The organism is Rathayibacter sp. VKM Ac-2879 (assembly GCF_015351245.1).
Lineage (GTDB): Bacteria > Actinomycetota > Actinomycetes > Actinomycetales > Microbacteriaceae > Rathayibacter.
This window is the reverse complement of the sequence record NZ_JADKSO010000001.1, coordinates 981945-998603: the sequence shown is the minus strand read 5'-3', so window position 1 is coordinate 998603 and position 16659 is coordinate 981945. Positions and strand designations below refer to the sequence as shown.

Below are 16659 nucleotides of genomic sequence, written 5' to 3'. Positions count from 1 at the left end.
CCTTCGTGATCGGCCACAACCGCGACCCCGACCCCCCCGCCAAAACAATCCCCCTCACGACACCACCACCGCATCGAGCCCGGCGTAGAACGCGCGGGCCTCGTCCCAGGTGGGGAGGATGCCGGCCGCCTCGGCCTCGGTGAGCGTGGGAGCGTCGGTGTCCTTGGGCGAGAGCAGCAGCTCACCCGCCTCTTCCGGGAAGCGCAGGCCGATCTGCTCGTCGAGCGGATCGATGCCCTTCTCGCGCACCGGGTCGAAGGTGGAGCTGACGAGGTAGGAGACGACGGCGCCCTCGGTCAGGGCCACGAAGGCGTGCGCGATGCCCTCGGCGATGTAGACAGAGCGGCGGTCGACGTCGTCGAGCAGGATCGACTCCCACCGGCCGAAGGTCGGCGAGCCGACACGGACGTCGATGACGTAGTCGAGGACAGCGCCCGAGAAGCACGACACGTACTTCGCCTGCGACGGCGGGATCTGCGCGAAGTGGATCCCCCGCACGGTGCCCCGTCGAGACACCGAGGTGTTGCCCTGTCGCAGCGACAACGGGTGGCCCACCTTCTCGGCCAAACGGTCGAAGCGGTAGAACTCGTAGAACACCCCCCGGTCGTCGGGAAACTGGCGCGGAGTCACTTCGTAGACGTCGGGAATATCGAGCTCACGGATCTGCACGGACGTCAGTGTAACGAGAGCGTGTTTCGCGCATGTACACCCGTTCGAGGCATCGCCGCCCGCCGCTGCGCGGTGCGCCGGGCGCGCTCACGCACGACGCTCCGGCATGATGACGGGGTGACCTTCCTCATCACGGGCGCCTCCGGCATGCTCGGCACCGACCTCCGCTCCGCCCTCGGCGATCGACCCGTCACCGCGCTCGGCCGCGGCGATCTCGACGTCACCGACCTCGACGCCGTCCGCGCTGCCGTCGCAGGGCACGACGCCGTGATCAACTGCGCCGCCTACACCCGCGTCGATGACGCCGAGAGCGACGAGGAGCAGGCACGCCTCGTCAACGCGGTCGGCGCCGGCAACCTCGCCCGGGCGACGTCCGAGATCGGCGCGGCGCTCGTCCAGGTCTCCACCGACTACGTCTTCGACGGCTCGGCGACCAGCCCCTACGCGGAGGGTCACCCCCGCGAGCCGATCTCGGCGTACGGCCGCACCAAGGCGGAAGGCGAGGAGCTCGTGCTCAGCCTGAACCCCGAGCGCGGCTACATCGTGCGCACCGCCTGGCTCTATGGGGCCCACGGCGGGAACTTCGCGAAGACCATGGTGCGTCTCGCCGCCTCCCACGACACCCTCAGCGTGGTCGACGACCAGCGCGGTCAGCCGACCTGGACCGGCGATCTGGCTGCGCGCCTCGTCGATCTCGTCGACGCGGACGCGCCCGCGGGCGTGTACCACGGCACCAACGCCGGAGAGACGACCTGGTTCGGCTTCGCCCGCGCCGTCTTCGACAAGGTCGGGCTCGACCCCGACCGCATCCGGCCGACCGATAGCGGCGCCTTCGTGCGCCCGGCGCCGCGGCCTGCCTACTCGGTGCTCGGTCACGACGGCTGGAGCCGCGCCGGTCTGGCTCCTCTGCGCAGCTGGCAGGAGGCGCTCGATGCCGCACCGCTCGCGACGGTGACGCCGTGACCACGACCCTGCGGGTCGTCGTCGACCAGTTGCTCGCGCGCGTTCCCGGCGGTATCGGCCGCTACACCGCCGAGCTCACCCGGGAACTCATCGCCACTGCGCCGCGCGATTGCGAGGTGGAAGGGATCATCTCGGCCCATCCGCCCGAGAAGGAGGAGGAGCTGCGCGAGCGCCTCCCCGGCCTGGCACGTCTCCACCGGCTGCCGCTGGGACGACGCGAGCTCTCGCGGGCCTGGCAGTACGGCATCGGCATCCCCGCGGGCGGAGGCATGGTGCACGCACCCAGCCTCTTCGCGCCGCTGCGCAACCACGAGGGCCGGGAGGGCGAGCAGATCGCCGTCACGATCCATGACACGGTCCCGTGGACGCATCCCGAGACCCTCACGCCCCACGGGGCGAAGTGGCACCGCTCGATGGCCAAACGCGCTCGCACGTACGCGGACGCGGTGGTCGTGCCGACCCATGCGGTCGCGCAGCAGCTCTCGCAGGTCATGGACTTCGGCGATCGCCTCCGGGTGATCGGAGGAGCCGTCGGCTCGGGTCTCGTGCTCCCGGACGACGCGAACGAACGGGCCGAGGCGCTCGGGCTGCCGTCGGAGTACGTCCTGAGTGTCGGGACGCTCGAGCCGCGCAAGGGGCTCGTGGCGCTCATCGCCGCCTTCGGTAGCGCCTCCGCCCCGGCGATCCCGCTGCTCGTCGTCGGCCCGACGGGCTGGGGCGACCTCGACATCGCGTCCGTCGCCGACGAGCAGGGCCTCGACGAGTCGCGTGTCCGCGGCCTCGGGGTGCTCAGCGACGCGGACCTCGCGGTGGTGCTCGACCGGGCGACCCTCTTCGTGTACCCGAGCATCGCCGAGGGCTTCGGCCTGCCCGTGCTCGAGGCGATGCACTTCGGGGTGCCCGTCATCCACTCCGACGACCCCGCCCTGCTCGAGGTGGCGGCCGACGCCGGAGTCGCGGTCGAGCGTGCCGACGCGAAGGACTACCCCGAGCGACTCGCGCTCGCGATGACGAGCGTGCTCGCCGACACGGGGCTGCGCGAGCGGATGTCGGTCGCCGGCCGCGACCGCTCGCGCGCTTTCAGCTGGCGAGACTCGGCCGAGCGCGTCTGGGCGCTGCACGCCGACCTCTGAGCCGGCCGGCCACGCGCGAGAGGGCCTACTGGGACGCGTCGGGGAACAGCCCCTGCCGCACGAGGGAGTGCACGACGTCGTAGTCGGGGTGCTCCGGGTCGACCGCGGGCGGCACGAGCTCGATCGGGTCGACGGGCTGCGACTTCGTCTTGATCCCCAGTTGCACGAAGTAGCCGAGCATCCCCTGCGGCACATCGGTCTTGATCACCTGCGAGCCGGCCGCCGCGACGTCCTGGAACTTCGCGAGGACGTTGGCTGGGTCGAACTGCGCGAGCAGCGCCTCCTGGACCTGACGCTGGCGCTTCATACGGTCGTAGTCGCTCGTGGTGTAGCGGGAGCGCGCGTAGGCGAGGGCCTGCTCGCCGTTGAAGTGCCAGTGGCCCGGATCGATCCACTGGTTGACGCCCTGCATCACGCCGTCGGAGTCGGGCAGCCCGCCGAGCGGAAGCGGCTGGTCGGCCACGTAGTCGATGTCGATGCCGCCGAGCGCATCGATCAGCTGCGCGAAGCCCTCCATGTCGATGAGCGCGTAGTACTGGAGGGGGATGCCGAGGATCCCCTCGACCGCGTCGCGGGTCGCCTCGATCCCGGGCTCGCTGCCGTCGGCGACCGCGTTCGGGTAGAGATCGGGATGCTTGAGCTCGACCTCGGTGTAGACGGAGTTGAGCTTGCACACGTCGACGGCGCAGTTGTCGGTGTCGTAGCCGTTGGGGTACAGGGCATGCATCGGGCTGGACTCGGGGAAGTCGAAGTCGATGAACTCACGCGAGACGCCGATGATCGACGCCTTCCCGGTCGAGGCGTCGATGCTCACGACCGAGACGCTGTCCGGCCGCAGCCCGTCGCGATCGGCGCCCGCGTCGCCTCCGAGGAGCATGATGTTGTAGCGACCGTCGATGGGCTGCGCGATCGTCCCGCCTCCGAAGATCGACGAGAGCGTGCCGCGGGTGACCCCGACGAGATACGTGGCGTAAGCGGTGGTCCCGACCGAGACAGCGAGCAGCGCGATGGTCGCGAAGGCGAGCACGCCGCGCATCCGGGGTCGCACGCGCACGACGCGAAGCAGTCGCAGCGTGTCGAGGGTGAGGACCAGCCACACGACGCCGTAGATCACGAGCGCGGCCTGCAGCGCGAGCATCGAGAGATCGAAGGTCGCGAGCGTGTAGAGACCTGTGGGGAAGACGAAGTAGAGGACGACCGCGAGGACGACCGCGATCCAGAGCACGAGGGTGAAGCCGAGGCCCAGCCGTCCGAGGCGACGGTTGCCGGCCAGGACTTGCGCTGATCCGGGCACGAGGACGTTCGCGGCGAGGAGCCACCAGGCCCGCCTCGTCATGAAGCGGGTCGAGCCGGTGTCCGGGTGCCGCAGCGGCAGCGAGACCGCCGTCACAGACCCGCCACCAGCGCCGCGTTCTTCGCCTCGACCTGCGCCTCCAGCTCGATGGCGAACGCCTCGAGCCTCGTCGAGAGGGCGTCGTCGGAGGTCGCGAGGATCTTCACCGCGAGCAGTCCTGCGTTGCGGGCGCCTCCGATCGAGACCGTGGCGACGGGCACGCCCGCCGGCATCTGGACGATGGAGAGGAGGGAGTCGAGCCCGTCGAGCCGCGCGAGCGGCACCGGCACGCCGATCACGGGGAGGGGGGTGACGGCCGCGAGCATGCCGGGCAGGTGCGCCGCTCCTCCGGCCCCGGCCACGATCGCCCTCAGCCCGCGCCCGCGGGCCTCGCGCCCGTAGCGGATCATCGCCTCGGGGGTTCGATGGGCCGAGACGACACGCACCTCGTGCGCGACGCCGAACTCGCTGAGCGTGGTCGAGGCGGCCTGCATGACCGACCAATCCGAGTCCGAGCCCATCACGACGCCGACGAGCGGCGACGGCCCGTTGACCAGCGCCTCCGCGCTCACGAGAGGGCTCCGGAGGAGTCGGGTGCAGGGTTGTGGCGCGTCACGCGCCCCATGATAGGTGTCAGTCCGTGAGAAGAGCCGCTGCGGCGCGCGCCTCGTACACCACCAGGTCGAGCTCCTCGCCCGTCGCCGTGACGTGTCCGACCTTGCGGCCCGGCCGGGTCTCTTTGCCGTAGTTGTGCACCTTCACGGCGGGATGGTGGGCCAGCGCCTGCGGATAGCGGTCCGTCAGCGACTCCCCCACCGGCCCGCCGAGGACGTTGACCATCACGGCCCACCGCTCGCGGCAGCCTGTCGCGCCGAGCGGCAGATCGAGGACCGCACGCAGGTGCTGCTCGAACTGCGAGGTGGTCGAGCCGTCCATGCTCCAATGGCCGCTGTTGTGCGGGCGCATCGCCAGCTCGTTGACGAGGATCCGCTCGTCGGTCGTCTCGAACAGTTCGACGGCGAGGACGCCGGTGACGCCGAGGCTCTCGGCGATCGTCTCGGCGATCTCGGCGGCGGCCATGGCGACGCGGCCTGCCGAGGCGGGAGCCGGCGCGATCACCTCGGCACAGACTCCCTCGCGCTGCACCGATTCGACGACGGGCCAGAGGATGCTCTCGCCAGAGGGACGCCGGGCCAGCAGCTGAGCGAGCTCGCGGCGGAACTCGACGAGCTCCTCCACCAGCAGCGAGCCGCCGCGGCCGTCCTCGGCGAGCGCCGTGAACCAGTCGTCGACGTCGTGTGCACCGCGCACCACGCGCACGCCCTTGCCGTCGTAGCCGCCCCGCGCCGTCTTGACGACCGCACGTCCGCCGTGCTCGTCGAGGAACGCCTCGAGGTCGTCGGGCGACGAGACCTCGGCCCAGTCCGGCACGGGGACGCCCAGCTCGCTCAACCGTCGTCGCATCATCAGCTTGTCCTGCGCGAACAGCAGGGCATCGGGTCCGGGATGCACGGCGACGCCGCGCGCGACGAGCTCGCGGAGGATCGGCTGCGGCACGTGCTCGTGGTCGAACGTCACCACATCGACCGTCTCGGCGAAGGCCAGCACGGTCTCGGCGTCGCGGTAGTCGCCGACCCGGGTCGCGGCAAGGCCAGCCGGGGCTCCTTCGGTCTCGGCCAGCACCGCGATCTCGATGCCGAGCTCCACCGCCGCTGGGATCATCATCCGGGCGAGCTGGCCGCCTCCGATCACGCCGACACGCATCGCGCACCCTCCGTCTCCGCCCGCAGTCGCGGGGCGGCTCCATGGTATCCGCGCGCTCACGCCTCCTCGGGCGCCGGCCAGGCAGGAGGCGGCGCGGCCGCGATCGCGTCGCGCAGCACCGCGGCCGCGAGCTCGGGGTCGGGGAGGTCGCGCACGGTGAACGCCTCCACCCCGCCCTGCTCGATGCGGACGTCGCCGCATCGGGCGAGCCGCTGGGCGAGACTCCGCTCGACCCTGACACTCATGCGCGGGTCGAACACCAGCTCGGCGCGACGGACGTGCAGCACCCCCCGACGCGCGGACAGCCCGCGGGTCGTCACTCGATAGCGGATGCTCGCCCACCGCACGAGCGGCGGCGCACACAGCAGCAGCACGAGCACCGCCGTGCCGACCCCGATGATCCAGCGCTGCACCGCGAGCTCGAACTGCGCGGCGAAATAGAACGCGGCCCACGTCAGCAGGAGGAATCCCGCCACCGGGAGCACGGTCGCGCGCGCCCGCGGGGTCAGCCGGGCGAGCTCGCGCGGGGGAGGGTCGTGCGGCCGGACCACGGCGTCAGGACCGGAGGTGGGTGATGTCGCCCGCCGAGAACGCCAGACGCGCACCGTCGCGCTCGAGCACCAGGCGGCCCTCGTCGTCGAGAGCGACGGCCGCACCCTCCTCGACCGTACCGCCGGGCAGTTCGACCCGCACGCGGGTGCCGAGCGTGGAGCACACGGCCCCGACGGCCTCGGCCGAGGCGTCGAGGCAGGCGTCGTCGCCCGCCAGCAGCGGCGCGAGCAGCGCCGAGAACTCGCGGAGGAAGCCGGCGAGCACCGTGTCGGCGCCCACCTCCCCCGCCCCGGCGAGCGTGAGCGATGTCGCCGTCGGGACGGGCAGCTCCTCCGCGCTCAGGAGCAGGTTCACGCCGGTGCCGACGACGACCCGCCCGTCGGGGAGGCGTTCGGCGAGGATGCCCGCGACCTTCTTCCCGTCGATCTGGACGTCGTTGGGCCATTTGACGGTCACGGGGGCCGCCACGAGCGGCGCGAGCGATCGTGCGAGCGCGGCCCCGGCGAGCAACGGCAGCCAGCCGAGCGCGGTCGGCGGCACGGCGGAGGCGTCGACCAGGGTCGAGGCCGCGAGGGTGCGCCCCGCAGGCGCCTCCCACACGCGGCCGAGCCGCCCCCGGCCGGCCCGCTGGTCGGTGGTGGCGACGACGCTCAGGTGCGGCCACGCCTCCGGCCGGGCGATCGCGCGCTCGCGGAGCTCGTCGTTCGTCGAGCCCGCGCTGTCGAGCCAGAGGACGTGCGGTGAGACGGAGCGCGAGAGCGGGAGCTGCATGGCCCGAGGGTAGCGGCGTCTCCCGCGAGGGCCCTCCCAGGCCCGCACGCCACAAGCAGTACCGACGCCGCTTGTGGCGATCCTCCCGAAGTGGCCGCCGTCCGCTGTACCGCCCCGACAAGTGGGGGTCTCGAAGCCGCCGGTAAGGTGAGCGGGTGACCGCGAACACCGAACGTCCCGCGCCCGATCTGTACACGACCGCGGGGAAGATCGCGGATCTCAGGAACCGCTACCACGAGGCCGTCACGGCCAGCGGCGAGGCGGCGATCGAGAAGCAGCACGCCAAGGGCAAGATGACCGCACGCGAGCGGATCGACACCCTCCTCGACGCGGGGTCGTTCGTCGAGCTCGACGAGTTCGTGCGCCACCGCACGCACGCCTTCGGGATGGAGAAGAAGCGTCCCTACGGCGACGCGGTCGTCACCGGCACGGGGACGATCCACGGACGCCAGGTGGCGGTCTACTCGCAGGACTTCACGATCTTCGGCGGCTCCCTCGGCGAGGTCGCGGGCGAGAAGATCATCAAGGTCATGGACCTCGCTCTCAAGACGGGCGTGCCGATCATCGGCATCCTCGACTCCGGCGGGGCGCGCATCCAGGAAGGCGTCGTCGCCCTGGGCAAGTACGGCGAGATCTTCCGCCGCAATACCGCGGCGAGCGGCGTCATCCCCCAGATCTCGATCATCTGCGGTCCCGCGGCGGGAGGCGCCGTCTACTCCCCCGCCCTCACCGACTTCGTCATCATGGTCGACAAGACCAGCCAGATGTTCGTCACCGGCCCCGACGTGATCAAGACCGTCACCGGCGAGGACGTCGGCATGGAGGAGCTCGGGGGTGCGCTCACCCACAACAAGATCTCGGGGGTCTCGCACTATCTCGCGAGCGACGAGAACGACGCACTCGACTACGCGCGAACCCTGCTCTCGTTCCTCCCGGACAACAACCTCTCACCGACTCCCGTCTTCGACGGCGAGGTCGACCTCGAGTCCACCGACGCCGATCGATTCCTCGACACGGTCATCCCGGACAGCCCCAACCAGCCCTACGACGTCACCGTCGTCATCGAGCACATCGTCGACGACGGGGACTTCCTCGAGGTGCAGCCCCTCTTCGCGCCCAACATCGTCATCGGCTTCGGCCGCGTGGAGGGGCGTTCGGTGGGCATCATCGCCAATCAGCCGAGCGCGATGGCCGGCACGCTCAACATCGAGGCCGGAGAGAAGGCCTCGCGCTTCGTGCGGTTCTGCGACGCGTTCTCGATCCCGATCCTGACCCTGGTCGACGTGCCGGGCTACCTGCCGGGCACCGATCAGGAGTGGACCGGCGTGATCCGACGAGGCGCGAAGCTCCTCTACGCCTACGCAGAGGCGACGGTCCCGCTCGTCACGGTCATCCTGCGCAAGGCCTACGGCGGCGCCTACATCGTGATGGGCTCCAAGCAGCTGGGGGCCGACATCAACCTCGCGTGGCCGACGGCCGAGATCGCGGTCATGGGCGGCCAGGGCGCGGTCAACATCCTCTACCGCAACGAGATCCGCAAGGCGGAGGAGGCGGGAGAGGACGTGGCCGCGGTGCGTACCCGCCTCGCGAACGAGTACACCTATAACGTCGCGAGCCCGTTCCTGGCCGCCGAGCGCGGCGAGCTCGACGGAGTCATCGAGCCCTCCGCGACCCGGGTCGCCGTGGTCAAGGCGCTCCGGGCGCTCCGCACGAAGCGTGCGAGCCTCCCCGCGAAGAAGCACGGCAACATCCCGCTCTGACGCGTGCGGCGCGTTGGGCAATCAGCGGAGCTCAACCCGCTTTGTCGGGCTCCTTCGCGGCGGTCTCGTTCGGCCCCGCCGGCTTCTCCGGGGTCTTCGCCGCTGGCCGCTCTGCAGCCTTCTCGTCGGGGCGGGCGCCGAGCGTGCGTGCGAACGCGAGCGCTTCGCGCGCGGTGAGGTCGGGCAGGTAGGCGCGCCCGAGGGCCGCGCCGATCCGCGGCAGCTGCAACGCGTCCGGGTACGCCATCCAGAGGCCGACGTAGCGCGGATGGAACTTCGCCTTGAAGCGGAAGAGGGACGTGAATCCGTAAGCCGGCTCGAGCGTGCGCGAGAGGAACTCGAGCAGCCGCGAGAGAGCCGTCGGCTCGGGCGGCTCCTCGCCCTCGGCCACGGGAGCGGTCGCGAGAGGGGCTCCCGAGAGCGAGAGCATCTCGGCGCCCTCCTCCTGCGCGTGCAGGGCAGCGGAGGCGATGAGGAACTCCATGATCCCGGGCATCGCGTCATCGGAGCGGCGCATGAAGTCGAGGGTCCACCCGACGATGCGACCCTCTCGGTGCACGGGCAGCCAGCTCGTCACGCCCTGCAGCACGCCGTCGGGGCCGACCGCGAGCAGGAGCGCGACGTCCGGGTCGCGCACCTCTTCGATGCCTCCGAGGGTGAAGCCCATCTCGGGCAGCGCCTTCTCGGCCACCCAGCGCTCCGAGAGGTCGACGATCTGGCTGGCCATCCCGAGCGAGAGTTCCGGCCAGCTCGTCCAGACGGCCTCGATGCCCAGCTTGATGCCGCGGTTGAGCGGATAGCGCACCTTCTGCCAGTGCTTGCCGGTCAGCTCGAAATTGCCGAGCTCGATGATCGTCTCTTCTCCGACCGAGACGCGCGACCAGCCGAGTTCGTCGAAGATCGGCAGAAGCTCGTCGTGGACGCTGTAGAAGACCGGCGTCCAGCTGCGCTCGTCGCAGAAACGCACGAACTCGGCCACGGTCCTCGCCCGCCTCTCGGGCGCGCACGCCGGATCGGAGAGCGTGATCGCGACACCTCCCACGACCCGGTAGGCGACGCCGGCCTCGCCGTCGGCCGCGATCCAATGCGCGTTGCCCTCCCACGTGCCCTGATGGCCGAGGCTCCCCGCGCCGTGGCGCGCGAGGAGATGGCGATAGCGCGCCTCGTCTCCCCTCACCCGCTGGACGTCGGTGGCGTGCAGCAGGGCCACCACCGCCACGATGACCACCAGCCAGAAGATCGGCCCCGCCCACTCGAACACGAAGCGCGCGAGCGGCTGCCGCGGCACCGCGAGAAGGCCCGCGCCGCCGAGGAAGCTGACGGGCACGAAACGGAGCAGGCCGTCGAGGAGGAGGCGCCCAAGCCCCACTATCGGCTCGCCGCCCGTGCGGACGCTCGACGAGAGCATGAGATACCCGCCGAGGGTGATGACGAAGCCCGCCGCGACGACCCGCGACCACAATCGCGTCGCGCGACGCGGAGCGCGGATCCGGAAGTGCCGTCTCCCGGCGATCAGCACCGCGACGACGGCGAGGGGGACGAGCACGGTCGTCGCGACCCAGAGCAGGTATTCGGCGTAGTAGCGGAACTCCGGGTGCCTGGCCGCGCGCTGCAGCGAGAAGATCTCGAGCACGGCGATCGCGAGGTTCACGCCGATCGCGAGCCACAGCCCGAGCCTCCGGCCCGACCGCAGCCCGTAGGCCGCGACGAGCAGGAGGATCAGGGGGACGAAGGTGAGCAAGATCGGCCCCGGGGCGACAAGGCTGAGGCGCACGTGGTGGGCGCAGTGGCGCACGGCGCGGCTGCACGGGTCCTCGAGATCGGTCGTCCCCGTGAAGGCGCTCTGCAGCAGCTTGCCCAGGAAGGAGAACGGGCCATACCCGGAGTCGGAGAGGACAGCGACGAGCGGGCCGATGGCGGTCACGGCGACGACGGCCGCCAGCAGAGCGCGCGACTCCCGGTGCGAGCTGCGTGCCGGCCGCTGGGGCCGCAGCGCACCGACTCCGCTGGCCATGACCGCGCCGACGGCGAGCCCGGCACCTCCTGCGAGAAGACGGTAGACGTCGGCGGAGTCGCCGGCATAGAGCACGAACATGAGCACCATGGCGAAGATCGCGACCCGGAGTCGCCGGCGCCACAGCGCGCCCATGAACGCGGTGGCTGCGGTCAGGGCTCCGACGGCGCCGATGAGCGGGTCGAAGGTGTGGTCGCCGATGGTGTCGCTGGCCCACCACTCCCCCGCGGCGTCGCCGATGCTCTGCAGCGCGGTGCCGAGGGCCGCGCCGACGGCACCGGTGAGGAGGAAGGCGACGACGGTGCGGCGCGCGCCCAGCCGATGCTCGGCGGCGACCAGCATCGCGAGGAGGAGGACGACGTCGAGCAGGAGCTGCACCGGGTCGGAGGCGACCAGCAGGGCCGTCACGGCCGTCCACGGTCGCCCGTCGAGTGTCGTGTCGGCGCTCGCCGCCCACCAGGACTGCGTCTCGGCGCTCGCCGGGCCGAACAGGGTCCCCGCGATGGCGCTCGCGACGAGGAGGACGAGCGTCAGTCCGACCGTCGCGGGACGCCGGAGCAGCAGCCGCAGGGGGCGGACGACGGAGGCGCCGCTCCTCGGTAACCACGTCGGCATGCGGGAGGACTCCTCAGTCGGAAGGGCGGAGGACCTCCGGCGAGGTCCGGCGCCAGCATAATCGGGCTCTGGGGAGTCGCGTCGCGAAGCGCATGCGATAGCGTCACCGGATGAGCGATCTCGACTCCGCCCCCGCGGTCATCATCAGGACGCCCGGTCTCGACGCCCGACAGCTCGCCGCGGTGACCGCCGTCGTCTCCGCCGTCGTCGCGCACGGCGAGCCGGCCTCCGAGGCCCCCCCGGAGCCGCATGGCGGCTGGAACGACCGCGCCGCCGCTGTGCGCTCGCCGCTGCATCCGGCGCCCGGCGCCTGGCGCTCTTTCTCGGCCTGACCCCCGCGCTTGTCCCCCGATGCGGCCCGATCGGCCCGTCGATGCCGATTTTGTCCCCCGATTAGTCCCCTAAAGTGCCGACTACCCCGGCAGGCTCAGACTGAGCATCATTGACCCGTGAGGTGCTCGCTCGTCGAGAGGGGCACCGCCAATCACCCGCCGACCAGGGTAAGCAGGCGGGTGTGTTGGGGGCGAGTGAGGGCGATATTCGGGTTGTTGCCCTCACTCGGGGTTTGACGGCGGGCCGGGCCCCCTCTTCGGAGGAGTGGACGGCCCGCCGCACTCCGTTAACCGCATTGCCGGCGTCCAGGCGATTCGCCCGCTCCGCTCACACGGCGGGTGCCCCTCTACACGGCCCGGCTCACGCGCTCGTCGCGGCGGATCTCGACCCAGAGGTCGACCTCGTCGGCCGAGTCGTCCGATCCGAGCGCCCCCGCACTCCCGTCACCCGCGGTCCGCAACCCGACGACGGTCACCGCCGACGGAGAGTCCGCCGACGCCGTCCTGACGACCACGCGGTCCACTCCCTCGCGGATCGCGCCGAGGGCACGGGCGAGCTCACCCAGGACACGGCGACCCTCCTCCTCCGAGGTGTGATCGAGACCGCCGTCGTCGAGCATCGAGACAGTCACCCCACGACGCCTGGCCTGGAGGACGAGCCGTCGGACGTCATCGTCGAGCAGCCTCCGCCCGCGGATCTCGTCGCGCACCGAGGCCTCGAGCAGCCGACACTCCCGGCGCTCCTCATCGCTCAGGCCGGCGCCGGGCGCGGCAAGACGGCGCAGCATGTCGGAGGCGATGGCGCGGGTCTGCTCGAGCCGCACCTCGCGCTCGGTGAGATGCGCCTCCTCCGCCGCCCGCCACGAGACGGCCGCACGCTCCGCCGCCTCGAGCACGCGCGCCTCCGAACCGGCACGCCCGAGCTCGATGATGAGCAACTGGGCGATCGCGACCCACGCGACCCCGCCGACCACCCCGAGGGTCGCAAGCGCGATCGGACCCGCCCACAGCGTGGTGTGGACGATGAGGAAGGCGACACCGGCCCACGCCCACCAGGGGCGTCGCCGGGCGCAGACGATCGTCATCAGGGTGCCGACCGCAGCGATGTACCACGTGGAATAGCCGTTCGAGGCCGCGGGATCGAGCGACGAGGAGACCAGGAGCGGCAGCGCCACGGCGACGGCGGTCATCCCCGCGGCGACGGGGACGCTCATCCGGGTCGTCGACCCGGGCCAGAGTGCGACGATCGTGGCGAGCGAGTACAGGGCGACGGCGACCAGGTCGGCGGGGGTCGCCGGAGAGGTGCGGAACGAGAAGAAGGCGAGCACCACGTGGTACAGCGAGAAGCCTCCGCCGAGAGCGGACAGTAGCGGGCGCGGATACGCGATCACCCGCGGCCCCCTCTCGCCGTTCTCGCCCGGCGGCGGGGAGACCCCTCCGCAGGCTTCACGACCTCGACGGGAGCCGTTCCTCCGACGGGCCAGCCCAGCACGACCCGGGTGCCCACACCCGGGGCCGCCTCGACCCGCGCCGAGCCGCGCACATTGTGCATCCGACCGAGGATCGAGAGGCGAATGCCCAGCCGCTCGCGGGGCACCTCCGAGAGCCGGAAGCCACGGCCGTCGTCCTCCACGGAGACCGCGACCGAGCCGTCGGCGAGCTCGGCTCGGACGATGCGCCGCACTTCCTCGTTCGGTCCCGCGTGCTGGATGCTGTTGGTGAGCGCTTGCCAGACCGCGCCGAGCACCGCCTCCGCCACCCCGCGCGGCACACCCGCCGCCCAAGGGTCGACGCCCTCGGCGACCCGGAGTCGAGCCTCGGCCGCGAAAGTGGCAGCCGCGTGCGCGAGCTGGCGCTCGAGGCGCTCGAGCGGCACCTCTCCGTCGCCCAGCTCCGTCTCGCGGTCAGGGAGGAGCACCGAGAGCGTCCGGCGCGCCATCGAGGAGGCGAGGGCTCGCTCGGCCTCACTCTCGGCAGTCGCGGCAGCGAGGAGGGTCGCGAGCACGTTGTCGTGCACGAGCGCGTCGACCTCCACGCGCTCGACCTCGCCCGCGTGCTGGCGCATCGCAGCCTCGTACTGGGCGGTCGCCGTCGCCTGCGCGCGGTCGACCCCGTCGGCGGACTGGCGGAGCACGGTGATGAGCACGAGCATCGCCATGCCGACGATCCCGACGTACACGGCATCCAGGATCGCGCGCGTCGGCTCGGCGCCGCCTCCGGGCGGAGTGACGCGCAGCACGCCGAAGAGGACCGTCGTGCCGCAGGCGTAGACGATCGCGAGCCGGAGTGGCGCGACGATCGTGCAGAAGGCGGTGCCGATCGTCAGCAGATACCAGATCCACGGCGTCTCGACGACCTGCACGCCGGGCAGAACGGCCGAGGGCCACGTCAACAGGGCCACGAGGATGCCGAGCGCGACGAGAGTTCCGGTCACCGCCATGCCGCGGCGCAGCACCGCGGTGACGACCGAGGCCGCGAGCGAGCCGAACACGAGCGCGAGCACCGGCCAGGCGACCTCGGGGTAGAGCAGCGGCACCTGCCCGAGGATCGGCGGGACGGTCTGCAGGCCGAAGCCGAAACCGAAGAACGACACGACGGTGCCGATGATGCGGTCGATGCGCTCACGGTTCGCGTGGGGTCGGGCCCGCGTGGAGGCGCCCGCCGAGATCGCCTCGGCGGCCCCTGTCATCGGACCGGAGTCAGCGGGCGGCATCGCCGTCGTCCGGGTCGATGCCCGGCAGGATGCCGTCCTCGACCGCGCGACGCAGCAGGTCGACCTTCGTCGGCGCCGGCCTGCCGATCTCGACGTACTTGTCGCGGATACGGTCGAGGTACTCCTTGGCGGTCGACACCGAGATCTGTAAGCGATCGGCGACCAGCTTCAGCGGCAGCCCGGAGGCGTACAGGTGCAGGACGTCGCGCTCGCGGCGTCCGAGAACGGCCCGGGCGAAGTCGTCGTCGGCGTCGATCGCCGACGCCCACTCGAGGTTGTTCAGCACCTCGCCGCCCGCGACCGTGCGCACGGCAGCGAGGACCGTCGACATGGGCGAGGACTTCGGGATCACTCCCGCCGCTCCCGCGGCGAGCGCCTCCCGAACGGCGACCACCCGGTCGGCGATGCTGTGCACGAGCACCGCCGAGCCGCGGACCTGGCCCCACTTGACGTTGGCCGTGATGCTCGAGCCGTCGTTGAGCGAGAGGTCGAGCACGAGCACCTCGATCTCCGCGTCTCCCAGGGCCGACTCGAGCGCGGCGACCGTGTCGGCCGTCGCGACGACGCGCATCCCGGCGCTCTCGACGGCCGCGGCGACGCCGAGGCGCACCGACTCGTGATCGTCGACGATGGCGACCCGCACTGGTTGATCCGCGGCGAACTCAGAGGTCATCGGTCGCTCCCATCAGGCCCCATCGTAGCGACGAGCGGGGCCGCCCCCGGCGACCGCTCAGGCAGGGCGACGCACGAGGCGGGCGACCGCCTCGACGTGCGACGTGTGCGGAAACAGGTCGAATCCCTCGAGGCCTGCGAGCTCGTACCCCCCTGACGTCAGCGCTCCCACGTCTCGGGCGAGGGCGACGGGATCGCACGCCACATAGACGAGCTGCGCGGGGGCAAGCTCGACGAGGGCGTCCGTCACCGGCCGCCCCGCTCCCGAGCGCGGCGGGTCGAGGACGACCGTAGCGGCCCGCCAGCGCTCGCGCTCGCGCGCATCAGCCTGCGCAATCGCATCGCGCAGGTAGCGGTCGACGCGAGCGGTCACGGCACGGGCACCGACGTGGTCGGCGAGGTTCTCGAGGGCGTGCTCGGTCGCGCGCGCCTCGCTCTCGACGCTCGTGACGCGCACCCCCGCACCGAGACGATCGGCGAGAGCCGCGGCCAACAGCCCGACGCCTCCGTAGAGGTCGTGGTTCGCGGCGCTCGCCTCGGCGGAGGCCGGATCGACCGCTGACTGGACGGCGTCGAACAGGACCGCCGCCGCGCCACGGTGCACCTGCCAGAACCCGGTGCGATCGACGCGGAACGCCCGGTCCGCGACGAACTCCGTGACGACCGTGCGATCCCTCCTGGCCCGCTTGTCGGAGGGGTCGTGCACGAGGACGGCCGCCCCGTCGGAGCCTGCGGCGTCGACCAGATCGACGACCGAGCCCGGGGTCAGGCGGCCGTCGAGCGGGGCGACGGCGGCGGAGGCGGCGGTCGCCAGCGGCAGCGTCCGCACCGTCACGACGTGGTGGCTGCGCGCCGCATACGGGCCGACGCGGCCGGCATCGTCGACGTGGAGGCGGTTGCGCGTGCGCCACCCGCGACCACCCGAGGCATCGTCGCCGGCGAGAGGCGACACCGCCACCTCGACCTCGCGCCGCGCGAAGCGAGCGAAGGAATCGATCAGGACCATCCGCTTGAGCTCGCGCTGGTACGCGAGCTCGGCGTGCCCGAACTCGGCGCCGCCCGCGCGCTCCTGCGGCCGGCGCTCCAGCGCCGCCTCTGGCCAGACGTGCTCGACGCGGTGCGGGGAGGCGTCGAGCACCTCGAGCGCCTCCCCGCGCCAGAAGCTGTCATGACGCACCTCGCTCACCCGCACCCGCACCCGCTCCCCGGGGAGCACGTCGGGGACGAAGACAACGCGGCCCTCGTGGCGGGCGACGAAGACGCCTCCGTGGGCGACATTGCTAATGTCGAGCTCGACCTCGGTCCCGAGTGCTGCGTCGTGCCCTGCCGGGCGATCGGACGCGCGGGACGGAGTCTGTGCCATCCGTC

Annotated in this window: 16 protein-coding genes; 4 read left to right on the top strand and 12 right to left on the bottom strand. The window is 71.8% G+C overall.

Features of this window, described 5'->3' with window-relative positions:
• Nucleotides 1-58: sugar phosphate nucleotidyltransferase (locus ITJ45_RS14440; RefSeq protein ID WP_194609138.1), on the bottom strand; the 58-nt coding region annotated here is incomplete at its 3' end.
• Nucleotides 55-669 carry a dTDP-4-dehydrorhamnose 3,5-epimerase family protein gene (locus ITJ45_RS04945; protein WP_194607669.1) on the bottom strand — a complete coding sequence of 205 codons (615 nt, stop codon included), beginning with the start codon at nucleotides 667-669 and terminating at the stop codon, nucleotides 55-57. The genes ITJ45_RS14440 and ITJ45_RS04945, both read right to left, overlap by 4 nt.
• Nucleotides 670-786: 117 nt before the next feature.
• Between ITJ45_RS04945 and rfbD the strand changes: the two genes are divergently transcribed.
• Both rfbD and ITJ45_RS04935 read left to right on the top strand, forming a co-directional pair.
• Nucleotides 787-1632 (top strand): dTDP-4-dehydrorhamnose reductase, encoded by an 846-nt coding sequence (rfbD, locus tag ITJ45_RS04940; RefSeq protein ID WP_194607668.1) that lies wholly within the window; start codon nucleotides 787-789, stop codon nucleotides 1630-1632.
• Nucleotides 1629-2765: a glycosyltransferase family 4 protein gene (locus tag ITJ45_RS04935; protein WP_194607667.1), complete on the top strand. Its 1137-nt coding sequence runs from the start codon at nucleotides 1629-1631 to the stop codon at nucleotides 2763-2765. Before rfbD ends, ITJ45_RS04935 begins: the two co-directional genes overlap by 4 nt.
• A 25-nt stretch (nucleotides 2766-2790) precedes the next feature.
• Here the strand turns inward: ITJ45_RS04935 and ITJ45_RS04930 are convergent, their stop codons facing one another.
• The 5 genes from ITJ45_RS04930 to ITJ45_RS04910 form a co-directional block, all read right to left on the bottom strand.
• Nucleotides 2791-4155 (bottom strand): LCP family protein, encoded by a 1365-nt coding sequence (locus ITJ45_RS04930; protein WP_323742864.1) that lies wholly within the window; start codon nucleotides 4153-4155, stop codon nucleotides 2791-2793.
• The gene (gene purE, locus ITJ45_RS04925) at nucleotides 4152-4619 is read right to left on the bottom strand and encodes a 5-(carboxyamino)imidazole ribonucleotide mutase (RefSeq protein WP_194607758.1); all 468 of its coding nucleotides are present in this window, start codon (nucleotides 4617-4619) and stop codon (nucleotides 4152-4154) included. Before purE ends, ITJ45_RS04930 begins: the two co-directional genes overlap by 4 nt.
• A gap of 112 nt (nucleotides 4620-4731) precedes the next feature.
• A complete protein-coding gene (locus ITJ45_RS04920) occupies nucleotides 4732-5862 on the bottom strand; it encodes a 5-(carboxyamino)imidazole ribonucleotide synthase (RefSeq protein ID WP_194607666.1) in 1131 nt (376 codons plus the stop codon).
• 56 nt (nucleotides 5863-5918) lie between these two features.
• The gene (locus tag ITJ45_RS14305; protein ID WP_194607665.1) at nucleotides 5919-6413 is read right to left on the bottom strand and encodes a PH domain-containing protein; all 495 of its coding nucleotides are present in this window, start codon (nucleotides 6411-6413) and stop codon (nucleotides 5919-5921) included.
• Between the two features lie 4 nt (nucleotides 6414-6417).
• Nucleotides 6418-7185 (bottom strand): biotin--[acetyl-CoA-carboxylase] ligase, encoded by a 768-nt coding sequence (locus ITJ45_RS04910; RefSeq protein ID WP_194607664.1) that lies wholly within the window; start codon nucleotides 7183-7185, stop codon nucleotides 6418-6420.
• Nucleotides 7186-7340: 155 nt separating this feature from the next.
• Between ITJ45_RS04910 and ITJ45_RS04905 the strand changes: the two genes are divergently transcribed.
• Nucleotides 7341-8945: an acyl-CoA carboxylase subunit beta gene (locus ITJ45_RS04905; RefSeq protein WP_194607663.1), complete on the top strand. Its 1605-nt coding sequence runs from the start codon at nucleotides 7341-7343 to the stop codon at nucleotides 8943-8945.
• Nucleotides 8946-8976: 31 nt separating this feature from the next.
• Here ITJ45_RS04905 and ITJ45_RS04900 read toward each other — a convergent pair whose 3' ends face one another.
• A complete protein-coding gene (locus ITJ45_RS04900; RefSeq protein ID WP_194607662.1) occupies nucleotides 8977-11574 on the bottom strand; it encodes a bifunctional lysylphosphatidylglycerol flippase/synthetase MprF in 2598 nt (865 codons plus the stop codon).
• A 110-nt stretch (nucleotides 11575-11684) separates the two neighbouring features.
• Between ITJ45_RS04900 and ITJ45_RS04895 the strand changes: the two genes are divergently transcribed.
• A complete protein-coding gene (locus ITJ45_RS04895) occupies nucleotides 11685-11906 on the top strand; it encodes an acyl-CoA carboxylase epsilon subunit (RefSeq protein WP_194607661.1) in 222 nt (73 codons plus the stop codon).
• A 347-nt stretch (nucleotides 11907-12253) separates the two neighbouring features.
• On the opposite strand, the gene ITJ45_RS04890 is transcribed toward ITJ45_RS04895, so the two are convergent.
• The 4 genes from ITJ45_RS04890 to ITJ45_RS04875 are packed head-to-tail and all read right to left on the bottom strand — an operon-like array spanning nucleotide 12254 to nucleotide 16654.
• Nucleotides 12254-13297: a hypothetical protein gene (locus ITJ45_RS04890; RefSeq protein WP_194607660.1), complete on the bottom strand. Its 1044-nt coding sequence runs from the start codon at nucleotides 13295-13297 to the stop codon at nucleotides 12254-12256.
• Entirely contained in the window at nucleotides 13294-14619 is a 1326-nt protein-coding gene (locus ITJ45_RS04885) for a sensor histidine kinase (protein WP_194607659.1), read from the bottom strand. Before ITJ45_RS04885 ends, ITJ45_RS04890 begins: the two co-directional genes overlap by 4 nt.
• On the bottom strand, nucleotides 14606-15292 hold the full coding sequence (locus tag ITJ45_RS04880; protein ID WP_194607658.1) for a response regulator transcription factor: 687 nt from the start codon (nucleotides 15290-15292) through the stop codon (nucleotides 14606-14608). Before ITJ45_RS04880 ends, ITJ45_RS04885 begins: the two co-directional genes overlap by 14 nt.
• 57 nt (nucleotides 15293-15349) lie before the next feature.
• Nucleotides 15350-16654, bottom strand: coding sequence for a class I SAM-dependent RNA methyltransferase (locus ITJ45_RS04875; RefSeq protein WP_194607657.1), 1305 nt, complete (start codon nucleotides 16652-16654; stop codon nucleotides 15350-15352).
• Nucleotides 16655-16659: the final 5 nt, after the last annotated feature.